The following is an 18,203-nucleotide window of genomic DNA, read 5'->3' as shown; positions in this document are numbered from 1 at the left end:
ATTATGGAAGAAAAAGTATTTTTGCCAAATATCAAAGTACACGCTGGAGAAATATCCAGCAAAGTTATTGTTTGTGGTGATCCAGGGCGTGCTAAACAAATTGCAGAGTTATTAGATGATGCACAAGAACTATCATTTGCAAGGGAATATCGGATTTTTAATGGGGTTTATCATGGAACTAACGTGACAATTGCCAGTCATGGAGTAGGTTGCCCAGGCGCAGCAGTTTGTTTTGAAGAGTTGATCAAAGCGGGAGCAAAAGAAATCATTCGTGTAGGAACAGCTGGTTCATATGTAGAGGAATTACCACCAGGTAGTCTGATTGTTGCTGATTCGGCAGTTCGCGAAGACGGTTTAACTTACCAATTAGTTCCTAGAGGAATGCCAGCTGTGGGGGATCTTTCTTTAGTACAGAAAGTAGAAAAAAATGCTGCAACGAAAGACATTCGCTTTAAAAGAGGAACGATTGTCACCTTAGATGTTTTTTATTCAGGAGCGGTGACATTTCCTCATATGGAATACAAAGCAGCAGGAGCACTGGGAGCTGAGATGGAGCTAGCCTCATTGTATATCATAGCAAGGATGCGTGGAGTAGCAGCGGCAGGGATCTTTGCTTTAGATGGTTATGCGTTTGCTGATATGAATGACTATAATCCTCACACTGAAGTTGTTGGAAAAGCAGTAGAGGCTGAAATTACGATTGCTTTAGAAGCTTTATGTGATGATTAATTGATTTCAACTCATTATTTTTTCTGAATATGCTATAATTTATAGACAATTATTCAGGAGGATCTAATGACAAATTTTAAAATTAAAAAACAGACATTAGCGCAAGCGACGTATCAAAAATTAAAAACATTAATAGAAAGTAAAGAGTTATCGGAAGGGGAAAAACTTTCCTCAGAGTTAAAACTGTCTAAAATGTTAGATGTAAGCAGACCTATTTTAAGAGAAGCTTTATTACGACTAGAGACGGAAGGTTACATTGTGAGAAAACATGGTGTTGGTACTTTCGTATTAGACAGTAAACCAAATTTACGCTCAGGATTAGAAAAACTCGATAGTATTACTGAATTTGTGACAGAACGTGATTATCAAATTGGCACAAAAATTACAGAAACGTTGCGCGCAGTTCAAGATAAAAAGATTGTTTCTGCTTTAGCATTGGAAGCTGATCAAGAATTGGTTTATTTTCAACGAGTCCGCACAGCAGACGGTGTTGCCTTTTCAATTGATGATGTGTATATTCCAGAAAAATATTTAGATGAGCAATTGCTGGAAGTACAGTCAAAAGAATCAATGTTAGAATATTTTGATCATGTTTTACAGCATAAAATCAAGAAGTCTGATTGTTTGCTTTATGCTGAAAATGCTGACCAAAAAACCGCAAAACAGCTAGAGATTGAAGAAAATCAAGCAGTTCAAATAATGGAACAAACCTTCTTTAATACCTTGAATCAGCCGGTTTTTTATTGTAAAACGACCGTTTCAAATACTATCTTACAGTTTTATTTTGTTCGTAACCGATAATTTAAAGAGGATTATCAATGAAAACACCACTTAAAAAAGTTGTATTAGAAACAGCTTTAACGGCTTATGAAAACGGACTAATGGCAGGAACCAGCGGCAACTTCAGTGCGATTGATCGAGAAGCTGGAGTGATGGTGATCACGCCAAGCAGTATTCCTTATAGAGAACTTCAAGAAGATGATATGAGTGTCATTGATCTGGAAGGATTACTGATTTCAGGAATGAAACCGTCTTCAGAATGGCAAATGCATTTAGAAATCTATCGAACTTCGCAAAAAACAGGGGCAATTGCCCACACCCATTCTCCTTTTGCAACAGCATTCGCTGTATTGAATGAAGTCATTCCAACGGTTTTGATTGAAATGGCTTTGTTAGGAGGCGCAATTCCGGTGGCGCCCTTTGCAATGCCTGGTTCAATTGAATTAGGGGTTGCCGTAGCGGAAACATTGAATAAATATGAAGTAAATGCTTGTCTGTTGGAAAGTCATGGTGCATTAGCCATTGGAACAACGATGGAACAGGCTTATACAAATGCTGTCTATTTAGAAGATGTTGCTAAGATTTATCATTATGCACGAGCTGTGGGACAGCCGAAAATTGTGAAAGAAACAGCCATTAATCAAATGTTGGCTAGTATGAAGGGGTAGATAGCATGTTGCAAGTAGAATCAGTCCGTTATTTAAAAGAAGAGAACCAAATTATTATTTTAGATCAAACCTTATTACCAACAAAAGAAGAATATCTAACTATCTCAACAATCGAATCACTTTGGGAAGCAATCGTTAAATTACAAGTACGCGGAGCACCTGCGATTGGTATCGCAGCAGCTTATGGAGCCGCAATGGCTGCCCAGAAGTTGGATGTAACGTCTTATGAAGCATTCAATCAGGAGTATCAAGCAATTACAGCTTATCTAGCTAGTTCAAGACCAACAGCTGTTAATTTATTTTGGGCCTTGAATCGAATGGAGCAGATCGTTAAAGATCATTCGCACCAAAGTGTAGCGCAATTAAAAGTGCAATTGATAGAAGAAGCTGATTTAATAAAAAAAGAAGATGCCCAAATGTGTAAACAAATTGGGGAACATGCGCTAACTTTATTGGAGGATGGCCAAACGGTTCTAACGCATTGTAATGCTGGGGCCATTGCAACGGCGCAATATGGAACCGCTTTAGCTCCAATTTATTTAGCGAAAGAACGTGGTATGACACTGCGAGTCTATGCTGACGAAACACGGCCACTGCTACAAGGAGCACGTTTGACTACTTGGGAATTGATGAAAGCTGGGATTGATGTCACATTGATTACCGATAATATGGCGGCGATGGTCATGCAGCAAGGGAAAATCGATGCCGTTATTGTTGGGTGTGATCGGATTGCGGCCAACGGAGATGCGGCGAATAAAATTGGAACATACGGTGTTGCTGTTTTAGCTGAAAAACATGGGATTCCATTTTACGTTGCAGGTCCAACTTCAACAATTGATATGGACACTAAAACAGGTTCAGAGATTCCAATCGAAGAGCGTGAAGCAATTGAAATTACAAACGGTTTTGGCAAACAAACGGCGCCAGATGGTGTAAAAGTCTACAATCCAGCATTTGACGTTACGCCACATGAATTAATTACAGCGATCATTACTGAAAAAGGGGTTATCGAACGGCCTGATGAAGCTAAAATGCGGGCGATGTTTGGTGAATAAAAGGAGTTAGAGAAGATGACAATCTATTTATTGATCAATATACTTGGTGTAATACTATTTATGGGTCTCGCTTGGTTATGTTCAAAAGATCGCAAAACAATTCACTGGCGGTCGATTATTGTATTAGTGTTGCTAAATATTTTTCTAGCCTGGTTTTTAACCTCATTTTCGGCTGGACGTTTTGCCATTGAAAAAGTCGCGGATGGTTTTAATTGGTTGATCGAAACCTCATTTTCTGGTATCGGTTTTGCGTTTTCTAGTATGGTGAATGTCAAAAATATGGATGTTGTTGTTAGTGCTTTGATGCCGATTTTATTAGTGGTACCCCTATTTGATATTTTAACGTATATTGGGCTACTGCCATTTATCATTAAATGGCTAGGCAAAGGGTTATCTAAACTGACCGGGCAACCAAAATTTGAATCTTTCTTTGCTGTTGAGATGATGTTTTTAGGAAACACAGAAGCTTTAGCAGTTTCTAGTGGTCAGTTAAAACGGCTGAAAAGTGCGCGAATTCTGACGATCTCAATGATGTCGATGAGTTGTGTCTCTGCAGCGATGATTGGCGTCTATCTTCAAATGTTGCCAGCCCAATTTGTGCTAACCGCTATTCCGCTAAATATTATCAATGCGATGATCGTAACAAGTGTCTTAAATCCAGTGACGATTACAGAAGAAGAAGATACGATTTATAAAATCGAAAAAACAGATCGTGAACCATTTTTCTCATTTTTAGGGAATTCTATTTTAGAAGCAGGGAAACTGATTTTGATTATTACAGCGATGATTATTTCATTCGTAGCCTTAGCAGCATTGATTGATAAAATTTTAGCACTGTTTCCAGGTGGTCTGTCTTTAAGTAAAATTTTAGGTGTGTTTATGACACCCTTTGCCTTTGTTTTAGGGTTACCTTTGAATGAAGCCTTTGAAGCAGCTCAATTTATGGGGACAAAATTAGTCACAAATGAGTTTGTAGCAATGGCGGAATTGAACCCGCAGTTAGCCTCTTTAAGCAAACACATGGCTGCTGTACTAAGCACATTTTTAGTGTCATTTGCGAATTTTTCTACGATAGGTATGATTTTAGGGTGTCTAAATGGTATCTTAAAGAAAGAGGTTTCAGATGAAGTATCAAAAAATGTTCCTTATATGTTATTATCAGGAGTGTTAGTGTCATTATTAAGTGCAGGCATGGTCGGTTTGTTTATTTGGTAAAAACATTTTGTCGATTAGAAACAGTATGACAAAAAAATAAAATCGCACGTGCATGTGAATCTGAACAATAAGGAGAGTTTATATGTTTCAATGGAAAAAACTTAGCAAAGCAGACCTAAAACGTGAAATCTTGGCTGGAACAACGTCATTTTTCGCCATTTCGTACATCATAATGGTAAATACAATGATATTAGCTGAGGCAGGCATGCCAAAAGAACTGACAGTCTTTGGAACGATCTTTATCTCGATTATCGGGTCGATTTTGATGGGATTCATTGCAGATGCACCAATCGTTTTAACGACGGGAATGGGTGTGAATTCTTTCTTTACGTACACCTTGGTTCTGTCTTTAGGCTTGACTTGGCAACAAGCTCTAGCTGTTAGTTTTTGTGCTGGTATCGTCTATCTACTGGTTGCTTTCACGAAGTTAAGTAAGCTGTTTGCAGAAGTTGTTCCTGAAACGTTAAAAACTGGAATCACTGTGGGGATTGGTTTTTTTCTAGTGCTGATTGGATTAGAAAAAGGGCATCTTATTGTTCGAGGTGAACATACTTTTACTCAATTGGCTTCATTAAGTGATAGTTTGACATTACTAACCTTGTTTTCGTTGATTTTAACTGTTTGTCTTTTTTTGAAAGGGATTCAAGGTAGTTTTTTCATCGGGATTGTTGTGGTGACGATCATTGCCAATCTCATGGGTTTAGTGGATTCAACCGAGCATTTTTCATTGAGTAGTTTAAAGAATTATACTCAAATTTTTTCAAAATTAGATTTTAGCACATTCTTTTCTAAAAGCTTTTTACTAGGAGTGTTTGCTTTATCAATGATTTTGATCTTTGAATCGATGGGATTACTGAAAGGCTTGATGCCTGAAGCAGATGAAAAAAAATATTTACGAGCGTATCGTGTGACAGGATTTATTACGCTGTTATCTGGTATCTTTGGCACAAGTCCAACTGTAGCAGCGGCGGAAAGCGCTACTGGGATCGAAGAAGGTGGTAAAACTGGAATCACGTCGATTACCAGCGGTGTTTGTTTCTTTTTAGCGTTATTAGCGCTCCCATTCCTTTCTTATATTCCTGACTCAGCACTGGCGCCAGCAATCATTATTACGGGGTTCTTGATGATTCAACAAATCAAAACACTGCATTTTGACGATTTCAGTGATTACTTTCCAGCGATGTTGATGATTGTCTTGATTCCTTTTACGATGAACATTTCTGACGGAATGGCCTTTGGGTTTGTAGCATATCCTTTGACGAAATGGATTGCTGGTAAAAAATCTGAACTTTCACTGCCAATGTGGCTGATTTCGGGATTATTCTTAATCTATTTGATTGTTAACGTATTAATCTAAACTAAAAACTTGCTCACCACATGTTCAGATGTGGCAAGCAAGTTTTTTTATCCAATAATAATTTTTTCAGATGGATATTCATACCCAATATCCCGAGTTTCTTTTGGTACAAACAACATTAAAGTATACAACATACCAATACGCCCAATAAACATTAATAGTGCAATCATTAGCTTACCAACAGTCGTTAAATCAGAGGTGATTCCTAATGATAAGCCTGTCGTACCAAAAGCTGAAGCCACTTCAACAATAATGGCGATCAGTGGATGGTCTTCAGTTGCTGTTAAAAATAAAACAGCGAAGAAGCACATGATCAAGGAAAGCATAAAGACAACGATTGATTTTTTTACATCATCATCATCGATCCGCCGTCCAAAAACATTGATCTTATCTTCGCTCTTTAAAAAGGCATACAGATATAAGCCAATGATAGCAACGGTTGTTGTTCGGATACCCCCGCCAACAGAACTAGGACTACAGCCGATAAACATCAATAGAGAAAAAACAATTAAGGTTGTTACCTGAAAGTCGCCTAAATCATTGATCTGCAAACCTGCATTTCGTGTAGTCATAGAATAGAACATCGAAGTAATCCATCGCTGAATCTCACCCATTCCGACAAATAAATGATCTTTTTCCAATAAATAAATCAAAATTGTTCCACCAACAAATAAAATCACAAAAGCTAAAACGGCAATTTTGCTAAATAACGAAAAGCGGAAAGGGAGACCACGTTTTTTCTTTTTAAAGAAAAGCCATTCACGAAATTCCATCAATACTGGAAACCCAATCCCACCGACAAAAATCAAGAACATGATCACGAGTAAAAAAAGATAATCGTGGGCAAACGGAATAATCGAATCACCAGTCACATCAAATCCAGAGTTGGTCACAGCCGAGATCGATTGATAAAATCCAAAGAAAATTGCTTTTGACCAGGTTTTATAATAGCCTGAAAAATAGAAATAAATTGAGAAAAATGTCCCAAAAATCACTTGAAACCATAAAATGATTGTAAATGTGATCCGAATCAAACGAACGATACCACTCAGTTTAGGCTGATTCATATCGGTCATGATCAATTGTCGTTGTTTTAAAGAAATCCTTCGTTTGGATAGAATGATAAAGGCGGTAGAAATCATCATGATCCCTAAACCACCGATCTGAAAGAGGACTTCCAGTAAGATCACACCACGATCATTAAAAACAGAATTAATATCGAAGGTAGACAAACCAGTAACACTAACGGTACTGATCGCCATAAAAAGCATATCAATAAACCCAACATGAGAATTTGGTTCTCTAAAAAACGGTAAACAAAATAATAAATAAGAAACGACTGTCATAATAATATAATAAGAAACAATTATTTGAATAGATGAAAAATGAGTAGAAATAAAACGTCTTCCCTTGCGTTGTGCCAGCCATAAAAGCCGAAATCGATTCATAATGGACCTCCTGAACATCGTTAAAACAAGTATAGCAGAAAATAAATGATGGGCAAACAAAGAATAAATGCTTAGAAGAAATAAGAAATTGATTAAAAAAAGCCAGAATATCGCACAAATTAATCAGAACATGCTATTTTAATTGTGAGAGAAGTAACATTCACATGTTGATTCTTTTTAAAAAGGAGTGAAATCATTTTTTTTTAACTGGTATTTACGCTTCTTATCAAATGTGAATAGAATCACATTTATGTAAGGGAGTTAAAAAAATTGTGTAATCAGGATTGTATGGGTAAAAATTACTGAGGTGGGGAAAAAATGAAAAAAGTTATTATGAGTTTACTATCATTGAGCTTATTTGCGGGAATCGCTGTAGGGTGTACAAGTGATCAAGACAAAACAGCTAAGAAAAGTAAAGAATCAAAAGAAAGCACAGAAGTGACTTCTGGCGCTTCAGCCAATGGCTATACAGATTTAAGTGAATTAGAAGACCAATACGATATCGTGATCATCGGTGCAGGTGGCGCTGGAATGACGGCTGCTTTACAAGCAAAAGAAGCAGGAATGAATCCAGCTATACTAGAAAAAATGCCTGTTGCTGGTGGAAACACGATTAAATCATCATCAGGTATGAACGCTTCTGAAACAAAATACCAAAAAGAAGAAGGCATCACAGACAGTAACGACAAATTCTTCGAAGAAACCTTAAAAGGCGGAAAAGGCACGAATGATAAAGAACTATTGCGCTTTTTCGTAGACCATTCAGCAGATGCGATCGATTGGTTAGATACAAAAGGGATCGAGCTAAGCAACTTGACGATCACAGGCGGTATGAGCGAAAAACGTACTCATCGTCCAGCTGACGGATCAGCAATCGGCGGTTATCTAGTAGACGGACTACTTCGCAATGTTAAAGAAGAAAAAATTCCGCTATTCGTTAATGCCAACGTAACTGAAATCACTGAAAAAGACGGACAAGTTAATGGTGTCAAAGTTAAACTAAACGATAATGAAACCAAAGAAATCAAATCAAATGCTGTAATCGTAACAACTGGTGGATTTGGTGCTAACAAAGAAATGCTAGAAAAATATGATCCAAAATTAAAAGATTACGTTACAACAAATCAAGAAGGAACAACAGGTGACGGGATCAAGATGATCGAAAAACTTGGTGGTGCCACAGTCGATATGAAAGAAATCCAAATCCATCCAACTGTTCAACAAGATAAATCATTCTTGATCGGTGAAGTGGTCCGTGGTGAAGGAGCTATTTTAGCTTCAAAAGAGGGAACACGTTTTGTTAACGAAATGGATACTCGTGATAAAGTTTCCGCTGCAATCACTGCCTTACCAGAAAAATCAGCATACTTGGTGTTCGATCAAGGTGTTCGTGAACGTGCCAAAGCCATTGATTTTTATGATGAACAAGGCTTTGTTGTAGAAGGTGAAACAATCGAAGAACTAGCGAAAAAAATCGATATGCCTGAAGCAAAACTAAAAGAAACCATTGAGCAATGGAACAAAGATGTCCAAGCAAAATCTGACACTCAATATAACCGTGCAACAGGTATGGATCACGATTTATCAACTGGACCTTATTACGCAATCAAAATCGCACCAGGAATCCATCATACAATGGGTGGTGTGAAAATCAATACCAAAACAGAAGTATTGAAAGAAGATGGCGCACCAATCAAAGGCTTGTATGCCGCTGGTGAAGTAACCGGTGGACTACATGGTGCAAACCGTATCGGCGGAAACGCTGTAGCGGATATTATCATCTTTGGTCGTCAATCAGGTACAGAAGCAGCGAACTTTGCTTCAGCACAAAAATAAATAGTTTGATTAAGCTGACAGATATAACACTTATGTGTATCTGTCAGTTTTTTTATTAGAGATTGTGAGAGTGTATAAATAACGTTATACTATAAATAAAATCAGAATTCGGAGAAAAAAATGAAAGATTTTACAATAGTAAAAATAAAAGAGTATCCTGAGCTTCTACTAGAGGCAGCTGAATGGTTTCATCAAAAATGGAAGATACCAATTGAAGCGTACATTCAAAGCATGGAAGCATGCATAAATTCAACTGCTTCTGTTCCACAATGGTATATTGTTTGTGATGACAAAAAAATTGTAGCAGGTATCGGAGTCATAGAAAATGATTTTCATGATCGAAAAGATTTAACACCTAACATATGTGCTGTCTATGTTGAAGATTCTTATCGAAATCAAGGGTTAGCAGGAAACATGCTTCAATTCGTTTGCGATGATTTCAAAAACAAAGGAAACGATTATCTTTACCTTATAACGGATCATTCTACATTTTACGAGAGGTATGGTTGGAAATTTATAGGTATGGTTCAAGGCGATGGAGAACTTACAAAAACTAGGATGTATAGGCGCGAATTATAAATAAATAGTAGATGATTCTAAAGGCTTAACCTATTTCTTAAATGTTGATAGTGACAATTAACGAGAGCGGTTAAGTAAAAAAGCAGTTTTTCTTTTCTATTTTCGTTTACGGATATGGTTTCTTTTCAAAAACTAAGAAAGCAATTTTTCAAAAATACTGCTTTTTTATCAAAAATATAGTAATTTTTCTTTTCTGATAAACGAGAAGAGTAAAACAGAGCAATACCATTGATAAAATAATGTTTTTGAAAAAGAGATGTCCAGTTGAGAGCATGAAAGATGCAGGAAGTTTTATAAGAGCAGGTATATTATAGCAGGTATATTTTTTTAAGAAAGATTTGACTACAGTTGTAGATAGAGGTATCATCCTTATACAAACAAAGAAAGGTGTGTGGTCGAGATGTCTACAACTAGCAAAGTACTAAAAAAATTATATACAGTATTGGGGGAAAAAAGTGAGGGAATTACAGTAAGTGAATTTTGGAATTATCTTTTTGAAGACAAAGAACTTGCTAAAGAATTAGTGTTTGATGGGGAACGTAGAGAAGGTATTGTTGTTGGATTACAAACTCGTATTAAAAAAGGTGGTAAGGCAGTTGAAGGAATTAAAATTATTAAGAATGTAGAAGGGAAAAATGTATTTATTTTAACCAACAATAACTTGAACTATTTAGCAGGTATATCCAATAAATATTTGCAAGAGGCGATAAGTATCAAATTAGAGGTACAAGATTATGCTTTTAATAAATCAGAGCAAGCTATTATTGATAAATATGGAAAGGCTTTGGAAGAATTAGAGCGATTAAATTCTGATTTAGAGAAAATAGCAGATAAAATTTCCGAAAAAATAATAAAAACGGACAATTTGAAGAATGAGAAAACAAAAGAAGAAAAATAAGGTCAGGTTTTCGTTCTGGGTGGTTTTACAAGAGGAAGGTATAAAATTGTATAACCACATTTTGAACTTGATAGAACGTCTTTTAGGGTGTTTAAAAGTATATGAAGTGTCAGTAGTTGTGAATTATAATTATGTACATTTTTTTATGAAAAGAACGTTTGAAGAGACTTTATAAAAAAATGAAAGCAAATTTTGCTAGATATTATATAGCTTGATTGCACATCAGAGAAAGAAATCTAGAAAGATGATAACACTTTTAAGACAACAACATAATTTTGATGTTAAACTTAATTTAAGTTAAGAGTCATAAAGTAAAAAACAAAAAGATTAAACCAAAACTTACAGTATCAATTAAGAGTAAATACTGAAATAATATGTATGTTGAAATGAATAATTATAGAATGGAGATGATAAATAGAATACAGGAGATGATTTAAGATGGCAAAAACCATAGCATATGGAAGAACGAGCACTAATAAACAGGATTTGGGAATAGAAGTACAGTTAGAAGCATTTAAACCTTTTAAACCAGATAAAATTTTTACTGAGCAGGTATCTGGAAGAAAAACTGATAGAGAAGAACTAACTAAAGCTTTGAAAAAATTGGAAACAGGTGATACATTTTTAATTTATCGGATAGACAGATTATCAAGAAGTGTAAGGCAATTAATAAATCTAGAGGCGGATTTAAGAGAAAGAAATATCCATCTAAAAATAATCCATGAAAATATTGATACCAGTACTGCCATGGGTAGGTTAATATTTAATATTTTAGCAACATTTGCCGAGATGGAAAGTGAAAACGTATCATTACGTACAAAATCGGCATTACAGCAAGCAAAAAAAAATGGTGTGATTTTAGGTAAAAAACGAATCGATGAAGAGACTGAGCAGAAGATAGTAGAAATGTATATTAGCGGGAATTATATCTTACAAGAAATAGCAGAATATTGTGATGTTTGCCTTAAGACTATATACAATGTACGAAAAAGAAACAATTTGTTAAACTGAAATTGATTTAGGACTTTTATTTGAGTATAGTCCATGTTAAACTAAATATGTGGTTAAATAAAAAGCGCAAAAAAGTTAGTAAACAGGTAATAAAAGAACGATAGTTACCTTACATAGATAAAAAAATTTATACATATCGAAAAGCTGATTTAAATGGATTTCCAAATCCGTTAAATCGGTTTTTTTGTGCATGTTCATGTCGTTCTTTTATTACCTATTAAAAAGTAAGGAGACTTAAGGCTAAATATGGATATTAAAGGATTTGCACAAGCTATTAATGAGAGTAAATTAGTGATTGAAGAAGGGCGTATAGTGATAATTAATCGGTTCGGGGAAAGGGAAGAATACAATTTGGATACTGAAATCACTTATAATGATGGATTTTTAGCAAAAACTCTAGAATTTAAATCAGAAGGAAGACAAGTTAAAAAAGATATCTATCATATAAAATCAGTAAATGGGATATTAAAAGACAAATTTAAGTAAGGAGTAAAATATGGAAGAATTAAGTTTAAAAGAAATTGAAGAATTACGGTTATGGGCAAAAAGAAAAGAGACAAACAGCATCACAACGTATTTTTTAGTGGCTAGTATGTTGCCTTGTGTCTTATTAAATGGTGGATTTTACTTTATCATATTTTTGTTTGTAATCCTTTGTATCAAATCATTTTTGGGAATGTATTTTGAGGATAAAAATCAAAAAGCATTTATTATATGTGTGGTATTAACTAATATCTATTATTTATTTAGTTTGATGATTCTGAATAGAATTGCAGGTAATTTAAAAGCAGAATTAGCCAATGAAAATAAAGAACTATTATAATTTAAAAGAGGAGAATTTTAAAAATGACAAAGAAAAAACGTTTACAAAAAGCATTAACGGAAGAAAAATACAAATGCCGTATGGTTAAATCTAAAAAAAATTGGGTTATAAAAGGTATGTTATTCTCAACTTTATTGGTTAGTGGAATGTCGATTCAAACCAATGTTTATGCGGATGAATGGTTTGCCAATAGTCCAGAATCAATCCAAATTGAAGAAGGAGCAACTTCCTACACCTTAAAAAGTGGGGATACTCTATGGGCAATTTCGCAAGTAACTAACATAAAAGTGGAAACGTTAGCAGAAATTAACAACATTAATTTAACAAATGGTGACCATTATGCCCTTGAAATTGGAAGAGTTATCCATTTTGATGGCAATCATATAACAATTTTAGATAAAGATGGTAACGTTGTAGCTGATAAAGTCTTGGATGATAATGATAAAGTAGATAGCAGCAAGTCATTTGCAAATCAAAATTCTGATATTCCAAAAAATCCTGTATTAGCAGATACGGATGGTAATGTAAAAACACAAGTAGAAACTAATTTGAATCAAAATTCAGATGAAAATCTAAACTCTAAAAATAATATGAGTGGAAATAACCAGAATGGCAATTCAAATCAGACAGATACTGGAAATAATAACGGTCAAGAAATCAATAAACCAACCAATCCAGAAAAACCAACAACGCCAGAGAAACCAGTAAATCCAGAAAAACCAACAGAACCTGAAAAACCAGAAGTAAAACCAGAAGTAAAACCAGAAGTAAAACCAGAAGTAAAAGAATATAATGTGACGGTTATTTACAAAGATACTGAAGGAAATGTGTTGGACAAAGATGCGGATGTGAAAGTAGAAGAAGGCAAATCATTTACAGCAACTGCAAAAACATTTGAAGGATTTACGTTGCAAGGTCAACCTACACAAACAGTAAAAGTAAATGCAGATAAAGTAATTACATTTACGTATAAGAAAAATGCAGAAACACCAATTCCTGCGGAAAAATTCGATGTAACAATTATGCATGTGGATACTGATGGCAACACTATTGCAGATACAAACACAGTTAAAGTAGAAGATGGAGAATCTTATACAGCAACTGCAGAAACTATCACTGGATATACTCTACAAGGAGAAACTACACAAACAGTGGTGGTTAGCAAAAATACAACAATCAAATTTGTATATAGTAAAAATACTGCACCAGTAGAAAAATTTGATGTAACAGTACAATATTTGGATGAAAATGGAGAAAATATTGCTTATACTTCTGTATCAGAAAATATCGAAAAAGGACAAGTATTTACAGCAACAGCAAAAACTATTGATGGTTATACAGTAATTGGGGATACTACACAAACACTAACGGTTACTGGAAATACAACAATTAAATTTATCTACAAAAAAGATGCAACACCAGTAACTAAATTTAACGTAACAGTAGAATACAAAGATGTTGAAGGAAATGTATTGGATACAGATACACCAGTAGAAGTAGAAGAAGGAAAAACATTTACTGCAAGTGCAAAAACAATTACAGGATATACTTTACAAGGAGCAGATACACAAACAATTACTGTAAATGGAGATAAAACATTAACATTCGTGTATGAAAAAGATGAAACACCTGTAGTAGTAGATAAAACAACACTACAAACAACAGTAAATAATGTAAAAGATACTCAAAAGAGTAACTATACTAACGATAGTTGGACAGAGTTTGAAACAGCATTAGGTGTGGCTAATAGTGTGTTATCTGATGCAGGAGTAACACAAGCTGAGGTAGACCAAGCAAACACAAATTTACAAAATGCTTACAATAATCTAGAAGAAAAAGCACCAGAAGTAAACAAATTTATGGTAACTGTAAATCATAAAGATACAGATGGAAAAATGTTGGAAACAGAAGTACCAGTAGAAGTAGAAGAAGGAAAACAGTTTACAGCAAATGCAATGGCACTTACAGGTTATACATTACAAGGAGCAACTACACAAACAGTAACAGTAACTGGGGATACGACAATTACTTTCACATATAAGAAAGATGAAGTAATTCCACCAACAATGGTTACAATTGATGTAGAGCATGTGGATACTGAAGGTAACGTATTAGGAACGAATGTACCCGTACAAGTAGAACAAGGAAAAAGTTTTACAGCATTATCAAGTACCTTTGCAGGATATACAGTACAAGGTGAATATACACAAACAGTAACAGCAGATGTTGATAAAACAGTAACATTTGTTTATAAGAAAGATGTGGTAACACCACCAGAACAAAACGTATCAGAAGTAGAACAAGCAATTGCAAGCCAAGCATTAGGTTTAATCAATGCACACCGTCAAAGCAATGGATTAATTGGACTTAATAACCAGTCAGCACTACAACAAGGAGCAGATGTACGGTCTGAGGAAATCTTTACCTTGTACGAACACACTCGCCCTAATGGAGAAGATGGAGCAGATGCACCATATGATTATGGCTACGAAAATGTAGTATTTGCCGAAAATATTGGGATGTATAACAACCCAAGTAGTTTGGAATGGTTAGCCCAAAACGGTGCAAGTATCGTAGTTAATGCATGGATTAATAGTCCAGGGCATAATGCCAACTTGCTATTAAACGGAATCAATGAAGGTTCAGTGGGTATCCATTTAGAAGAAAATGGCAGTGGTAAATATACAATGGGAAGTGTATTTTTAGGAGCTAAAAATTACTCAAAACCAACAAAAACACGTAGCGTAACTGTTCCAAAAGAACAAAGAGAATTAAAATTCAACATCCAAGAAACAGTAGAAATTCCAGAAGAATTGCCAAAAGAAACAACACAAGAAATTGAAACTACTGAGGAAACAAAAGTAGAACAAACAGAAAGTAGTAAACAAGAAGCAACTGAGGGCACAATTGAAACTACTGTTGAAGTAACAGAAGAAACTACTGATACTGAGGCAAAACAAGAAGTTGAGGAGCAAGTATCAGAAATTGAAACAGTAAATAAAAGTCAACTGCTAGAAGCTTACAATTTAGCATTAACACTAGATGAATCAAACTATAATGTACATTCTTGGTCAACACTAATGATTAAATTAGCCGATGCTAAATACGTATACGACAACCCTGATGTTTCGCAATCAGATATTAATAATGTTGTGTTAAAATTACAACAAGCAATTAATAATCTAGTATAGTATCAATAATTAGGAGGTGCAAGTGTCAATACTTGTGTCTTCTTTTTTTACAAAAAAATCAAAAGGCTCTGGGAGGCTCTCTAGGGTGTTTTGTAAGTTTTTGGTACAAATATACCAAATCAAATTTTAAAACCCTTAGAACTAATCTGGCGGCTTTTTATTGGTGCTTAAAATAACTATATGGACAGATTGAAATAATATTAAAAAATAAAAAATGAAATAAATCCAATTTAAGCCCAAGAGTTAAAAAAGTTAATAATAATCACGAAATTATATGTATACCAATTTTGGATATAATCATTAATGTCTTAAAAGTAAAGGCTAAACGCTGTTTTTGTAATATCTAAAGATGTCTATTTAAATTTTACAAAAATAGACCAATAGATTAAAATTAGAGTCAACGGATGGGATGGATATATACTAGATTACATACATAGATGTGATAGTACAGATAATGTACTAAGGATTATAAATAACGGGAGGGAGGAAATGGAACATCATATACAAGTAAAATATTATAAAGACAGAGAAAAAGACATAATTGAATATAAGGGAGTTAAGAAGAAGAATAGTAAATATCTAATACATAAAATAAGATGGAAGGAAATACATAGTGATAATATCAAAATGGATAGTGTGGCATATTTATTGCATTGCTTAGAGCATGATATCGTTAAAGATAATAGGATTAAAAACACTGATAGGGTAACGGTTTATCTATCCCTCGATAAATACTACCTAGATATATTAAACAAAGCAAAACAGGGTAAATCAGCATACAGTAACCTAAAAACTATTACTAATGGGCAAGATAGAAAATACCTGATAAAATGGCTGAAAATAATCCAAAAAATCTATGTAAAAAAACAAGTTAGTATAGATTTTAAATGCGATACAGGGATTGATATGAATATTTTTAAACTACAAAAAAACTATACAAATAAATATAAATCGTCCTATATAGTTGAGCAAGCAAAAAATACAACATCAGAAGAAAAAGAAGCAAGAAGAGAACAATTCAAAGTTGCGTTTAAGCAAAAAAAATTAAATTATGATGACCTAATCAATAGGTAGGTAACTACTAATTTTTAAAATAAATAAAATCGGATAACAAATTACAACATGATTACTATTAGCATGGTAATCTTATTATAGATAAAAAAATAACTAGAGGTGGAAAGGATGATGACAGAAAAGGAAGAAGAAATGTTAAGGATATGTATAGATATAGTTGAAACGGAGACAGACAAAGATTCAAGAGGTTATCGTGAGGCTATACAGTACATACAAAATATGGTCGAAAAATATTTAAGATAAAATACATAGCAAACCTAGGAGTCCAAAATAATGGACTCCTTTTTTATGAATTAGTGTCAATAGTTGTGCATTAAAAAAGTAGAAATGTTACCCCACATGGACAACAAATATTTTGTGAAACAAAACAGAAACTGAAACAAGTAATTAAATTATATAGGAGGGGATGAACATGGATTTATATACAATAAAGTTTGGTTTAGATACAAAAATTAGTATGGCATATATAATGTATGTGATTGAAAATGAAGAAATACCAGAAATGGAACAAGAATTTATAAATCAATTTACTCGAAGGGTTTTTAAGAAACTGTTGGAAAACAAAGATAAACATGCAAAAAATCTAAATCAAGGAGGGGAAGGTGAATGTTAAGCAAAAAAGATAAGCAATTAATGTATGAGTTAATAATTAAAATGGAGCAACAAGATTATTTAAGTGGAAAGTTAGAAGAACGTAATATTAATAAATTTGTAATTGGTATATTCAAAAAAATACTAAAAAATTTAAAATAATACATAGTAACATAATTTGACACGTCATATAGAGGTGTCTTTTTTCTTTATTTAAAATATTCTATATGTCCGATTTAGTGAGGTGATATCAGGGATGACATTTTAGATAAGAATAAAAAATCAGACAAAATTTTATCTAAAAACGGAACTGTTTATACCTTAAAAGCGGAAATGTCACCAATGATTAAAATTTAGAGATGACATTTTACATTAATGTCTTAAACGCAAAATTATTCTTTTTGTCTAGGGGCATTTACTGAAACAAAAGCATTGTTGAAACGGACAATAAGATAGTAGGGAGGAGGTGAATAACATGAACAATACGCCAAAAATAATACCACATAATCCAATTTATTTAGTCAAAAGTAAAGATTGTGGATATGATAGTATCAGTGAAGAAGAATGGAATAGGAGAAAGAAAATAAAAAAAGGAATGCAGCAATCAATAAAAAAAATGGGGAGACCTTCTAAAATTGATGATGAAACACTAAAAAAAGCCTATGGTAAATGGCTAAGTGGGACATTAACTCAAAAACAAATTGCAGAAATATTAGGTGTATCTGAAAGAACTGTTAATCGAAAGTTCAAAAAATTAAGAGAAAGATAACAAGTGAAAAACGAATTTTTAAGCGTTATATGAAAAGCAATTAACTAATGATAAATGATTTTTACTATATTCAAATAAAAGACATTTATACGTATATATATATATATGGAAAAGTAATTATAGTGTATAATAAATTATTATTTGAATGAATAATAAGACTTTAGAGGTTATACAAAAAT

Annotated in this window: 19 protein-coding genes; 18 read left to right on the top strand and 1 reads right to left on the bottom strand. The window is 33.8% G+C overall.

What is annotated here, in order from left to right; all coding sequences use genetic code 11:
* Nucleotides 1-3 precede the first annotated feature (3 nt).
* The 6 genes from ATZ35_RS15630 (at nt 4) to ATZ35_RS15605 (ending at nt 5,804) form a co-directional block, all read left to right on the top strand.
* Nucleotides 4-729 (top strand): nucleoside phosphorylase, encoded by a 726-nt coding sequence (locus ATZ35_RS15630; protein WP_208928051.1) that lies wholly within the window; start codon nt 4-6, stop codon nt 727-729.
* A gap of 66 nt (nt 730-795) precedes the next feature.
* Nucleotides 796-1,530, top strand: coding sequence for a GntR family transcriptional regulator (locus ATZ35_RS15625; protein ID WP_208928050.1), 735 nt, complete (start codon nt 796-798; stop codon nt 1,528-1,530).
* Between the two features lie 17 nt (nt 1,531-1,547).
* Nucleotides 1,548-2,177 carry a class II aldolase/adducin family protein gene (locus ATZ35_RS15620; RefSeq protein ID WP_208928049.1) on the top strand — a complete coding sequence of 210 codons (630 nt, stop codon included), beginning with the start codon at nt 1,548-1,550 and terminating at the stop codon, nt 2,175-2,177.
* Between the two features lie 5 nt (nt 2,178-2,182).
* Complete coding sequence (gene mtnA / locus ATZ35_RS15615) at nt 2,183-3,232, top strand: S-methyl-5-thioribose-1-phosphate isomerase (protein ID WP_208928048.1); 1,050 nt, start codon at nt 2,183-2,185, stop codon at nt 3,230-3,232.
* 21 nt (nt 3,233-3,253) lie between these two features.
* Nucleotides 3,254-4,447 carry a NupC/NupG family nucleoside CNT transporter gene (locus ATZ35_RS15610; RefSeq protein WP_208930515.1) on the top strand — a complete coding sequence of 398 codons (1,194 nt, stop codon included), beginning with the start codon at nt 3,254-3,256 and terminating at the stop codon, nt 4,445-4,447.
* 82 nt (nt 4,448-4,529) lie between these two features.
* Nucleotides 4,530-5,804, top strand: coding sequence for an NCS2 family permease (locus tag ATZ35_RS15605; protein ID WP_208928047.1), 1,275 nt, complete (start codon nt 4,530-4,532; stop codon nt 5,802-5,804).
* Nucleotides 5,805-5,851: 47 nt separating this feature from the next.
* Here ATZ35_RS15605 and ATZ35_RS15600 read toward each other — a convergent pair whose 3' ends face one another.
* Nucleotides 5,852-7,252, bottom strand: coding sequence for a TrkH family potassium uptake protein (locus ATZ35_RS15600; protein ID WP_208928046.1), 1,401 nt, complete (start codon nt 7,250-7,252; stop codon nt 5,852-5,854).
* Nucleotides 7,253-7,570: 318 nt separating this feature from the next.
* Between ATZ35_RS15600 and ATZ35_RS15595 the strand changes: the two genes are divergently transcribed.
* The 12 genes from ATZ35_RS15595 to ATZ35_RS15545 all read left to right on the top strand — a co-directional run bounded on the left by ATZ35_RS15595 (nt 7,571) and on the right by ATZ35_RS15545 (nt 18,024).
* Nucleotides 7,571-9,088 carry a flavocytochrome c gene (locus tag ATZ35_RS15595; protein ID WP_208928045.1) on the top strand — a complete coding sequence of 506 codons (1,518 nt, stop codon included), beginning with the start codon at nt 7,571-7,573 and terminating at the stop codon, nt 9,086-9,088.
* A gap of 120 nt (nt 9,089-9,208) precedes the next feature.
* Nucleotides 9,209-9,667: a GNAT family N-acetyltransferase gene (locus tag ATZ35_RS15590; protein WP_208928044.1), complete on the top strand. Its 459-nt coding sequence runs from the start codon at nt 9,209-9,211 to the stop codon at nt 9,665-9,667.
* A gap of 400 nt (nt 9,668-10,067) precedes the next feature.
* Entirely contained in the window at nt 10,068-10,565 is a 498-nt protein-coding gene (locus tag ATZ35_RS15585) for a hypothetical protein (protein WP_208928043.1), read from the top strand.
* A 438-nt stretch (nt 10,566-11,003) separates the two neighbouring features.
* On the top strand, nt 11,004-11,576 hold the full coding sequence (locus ATZ35_RS15580) for a recombinase family protein (RefSeq protein WP_208928042.1): 573 nt from the start codon (nt 11,004-11,006) through the stop codon (nt 11,574-11,576).
* A gap of 246 nt (nt 11,577-11,822) precedes the next feature.
* Nucleotides 11,823-12,062: a hypothetical protein gene (locus ATZ35_RS15575; protein WP_208928041.1), complete on the top strand. Its 240-nt coding sequence runs from the start codon at nt 11,823-11,825 to the stop codon at nt 12,060-12,062.
* Nucleotides 12,063-12,072: 10 nt separating this feature from the next.
* Entirely contained in the window at nt 12,073-12,399 is a 327-nt protein-coding gene (locus tag ATZ35_RS15570; RefSeq protein ID WP_208928040.1) for a hypothetical protein, read from the top strand.
* Between the two features lie 23 nt (nt 12,400-12,422).
* Nucleotides 12,423-15,590 carry a MucBP domain-containing protein gene (locus tag ATZ35_RS15565; protein WP_208928039.1) on the top strand — a complete coding sequence of 1,056 codons (3,168 nt, stop codon included), beginning with the start codon at nt 12,423-12,425 and terminating at the stop codon, nt 15,588-15,590.
* A 489-nt stretch (nt 15,591-16,079) separates the two neighbouring features.
* Entirely contained in the window at nt 16,080-16,664 is a 585-nt protein-coding gene (locus tag ATZ35_RS15560) for a hypothetical protein (protein ID WP_208928038.1), read from the top strand.
* Nucleotides 16,665-16,772: 108 nt separating this feature from the next.
* Complete coding sequence (locus ATZ35_RS16895; protein ID WP_279614913.1) at nt 16,773-16,907, top strand: hypothetical protein; 135 nt, start codon at nt 16,773-16,775, stop codon at nt 16,905-16,907.
* 169 nt (nt 16,908-17,076) lie between these two features.
* Nucleotides 17,077-17,277, top strand: coding sequence for a hypothetical protein (locus ATZ35_RS15555; RefSeq protein ID WP_208928037.1), 201 nt, complete (start codon nt 17,077-17,079; stop codon nt 17,275-17,277).
* Complete coding sequence (locus tag ATZ35_RS15550) at nt 17,271-17,417, top strand: hypothetical protein (RefSeq protein ID WP_208928036.1); 147 nt, start codon at nt 17,271-17,273, stop codon at nt 17,415-17,417. Before ATZ35_RS15555 ends, ATZ35_RS15550 begins: the two co-directional genes overlap by 7 nt.
* Nucleotides 17,418-17,730: 313 nt before the next feature.
* Nucleotides 17,731-18,024, top strand: a complete 294-nt coding sequence (locus ATZ35_RS15545) for a helix-turn-helix transcriptional regulator (protein ID WP_208928035.1) — start codon at nt 17,731-17,733, stop codon at nt 18,022-18,024.
* Nucleotides 18,025-18,203 lie beyond the last annotated feature (179 nt).

This window comes from Enterococcus rotai (genome assembly GCF_001465345.1).
GTDB classification, from domain to species: domain Bacteria; phylum Bacillota; class Bacilli; order Lactobacillales; family Enterococcaceae; genus Enterococcus_L; species Enterococcus_L rotai.
This window is presented reverse-complemented; position numbering and strand designations above follow the sequence as displayed.

Bases quoted from the DNA above. Each gene is read 5' to 3' on its own strand.
- ATZ35_RS15550 (WP_208928036.1), top strand. From the start codon at position 17,271: ATGTTAAGCAAAAAAGATAAGCAATTAATGTATGAGTTAATAATTAAA.
- ATZ35_RS16895 (WP_279614913.1), top strand. From the start codon at position 16,773: ATGATGACAGAAAAGGAAGAAGAAATGTTAAGGATATGTATAGATATA.
- ATZ35_RS15575 (WP_208928041.1), top strand. From the start codon at position 11,823: ATGGATATTAAAGGATTTGCACAAGCTATTAATGAGAGTAAATTAGTG.
- mtnA (WP_208928048.1), top strand. From the start codon at position 2,183: ATGTTGCAAGTAGAATCAGTCCGTTATTTAAAAGAAGAGAACCAAATT.
- ATZ35_RS15555 (WP_208928037.1), top strand. From the start codon at position 17,077: ATGGATTTATATACAATAAAGTTTGGTTTAGATACAAAAATTAGTATG.
- ATZ35_RS15620 (WP_208928049.1), top strand. From the start codon at position 1,548: ATGAAAACACCACTTAAAAAAGTTGTATTAGAAACAGCTTTAACGGCT.
- ATZ35_RS15580 (WP_208928042.1), top strand. From the start codon at position 11,004: ATGGCAAAAACCATAGCATATGGAAGAACGAGCACTAATAAACAGGAT.
- ATZ35_RS15560 (WP_208928038.1), top strand. From the start codon at position 16,080: ATGGAACATCATATACAAGTAAAATATTATAAAGACAGAGAAAAAGAC.
- ATZ35_RS15630 (WP_208928051.1), top strand. From the start codon at position 4: ATGGAAGAAAAAGTATTTTTGCCAAATATCAAAGTACACGCTGGAGAA.
- ATZ35_RS15545 (WP_208928035.1), top strand. From the start codon at position 17,731: ATGAACAATACGCCAAAAATAATACCACATAATCCAATTTATTTAGTC.
- ATZ35_RS15595 (WP_208928045.1), top strand. From the start codon at position 7,571: ATGAAAAAAGTTATTATGAGTTTACTATCATTGAGCTTATTTGCGGGA.
- ATZ35_RS15565 (WP_208928039.1), top strand. From the start codon at position 12,423: ATGACAAAGAAAAAACGTTTACAAAAAGCATTAACGGAAGAAAAATAC.
- ATZ35_RS15625 (WP_208928050.1), top strand. From the start codon at position 796: ATGACAAATTTTAAAATTAAAAAACAGACATTAGCGCAAGCGACGTAT.
- ATZ35_RS15590 (WP_208928044.1), top strand. From the start codon at position 9,209: ATGAAAGATTTTACAATAGTAAAAATAAAAGAGTATCCTGAGCTTCTA.
- ATZ35_RS15570 (WP_208928040.1), top strand. From the start codon at position 12,073: ATGGAAGAATTAAGTTTAAAAGAAATTGAAGAATTACGGTTATGGGCA.
- ATZ35_RS15600 (WP_208928046.1), bottom strand. From the start codon at position 7,252: ATGAATCGATTTCGGCTTTTATGGCTGGCACAACGCAAGGGAAGACGT.
- ATZ35_RS15605 (WP_208928047.1), top strand. From the start codon at position 4,530: ATGTTTCAATGGAAAAAACTTAGCAAAGCAGACCTAAAACGTGAAATC.
- ATZ35_RS15585 (WP_208928043.1), top strand. From the start codon at position 10,068: ATGTCTACAACTAGCAAAGTACTAAAAAAATTATATACAGTATTGGGG.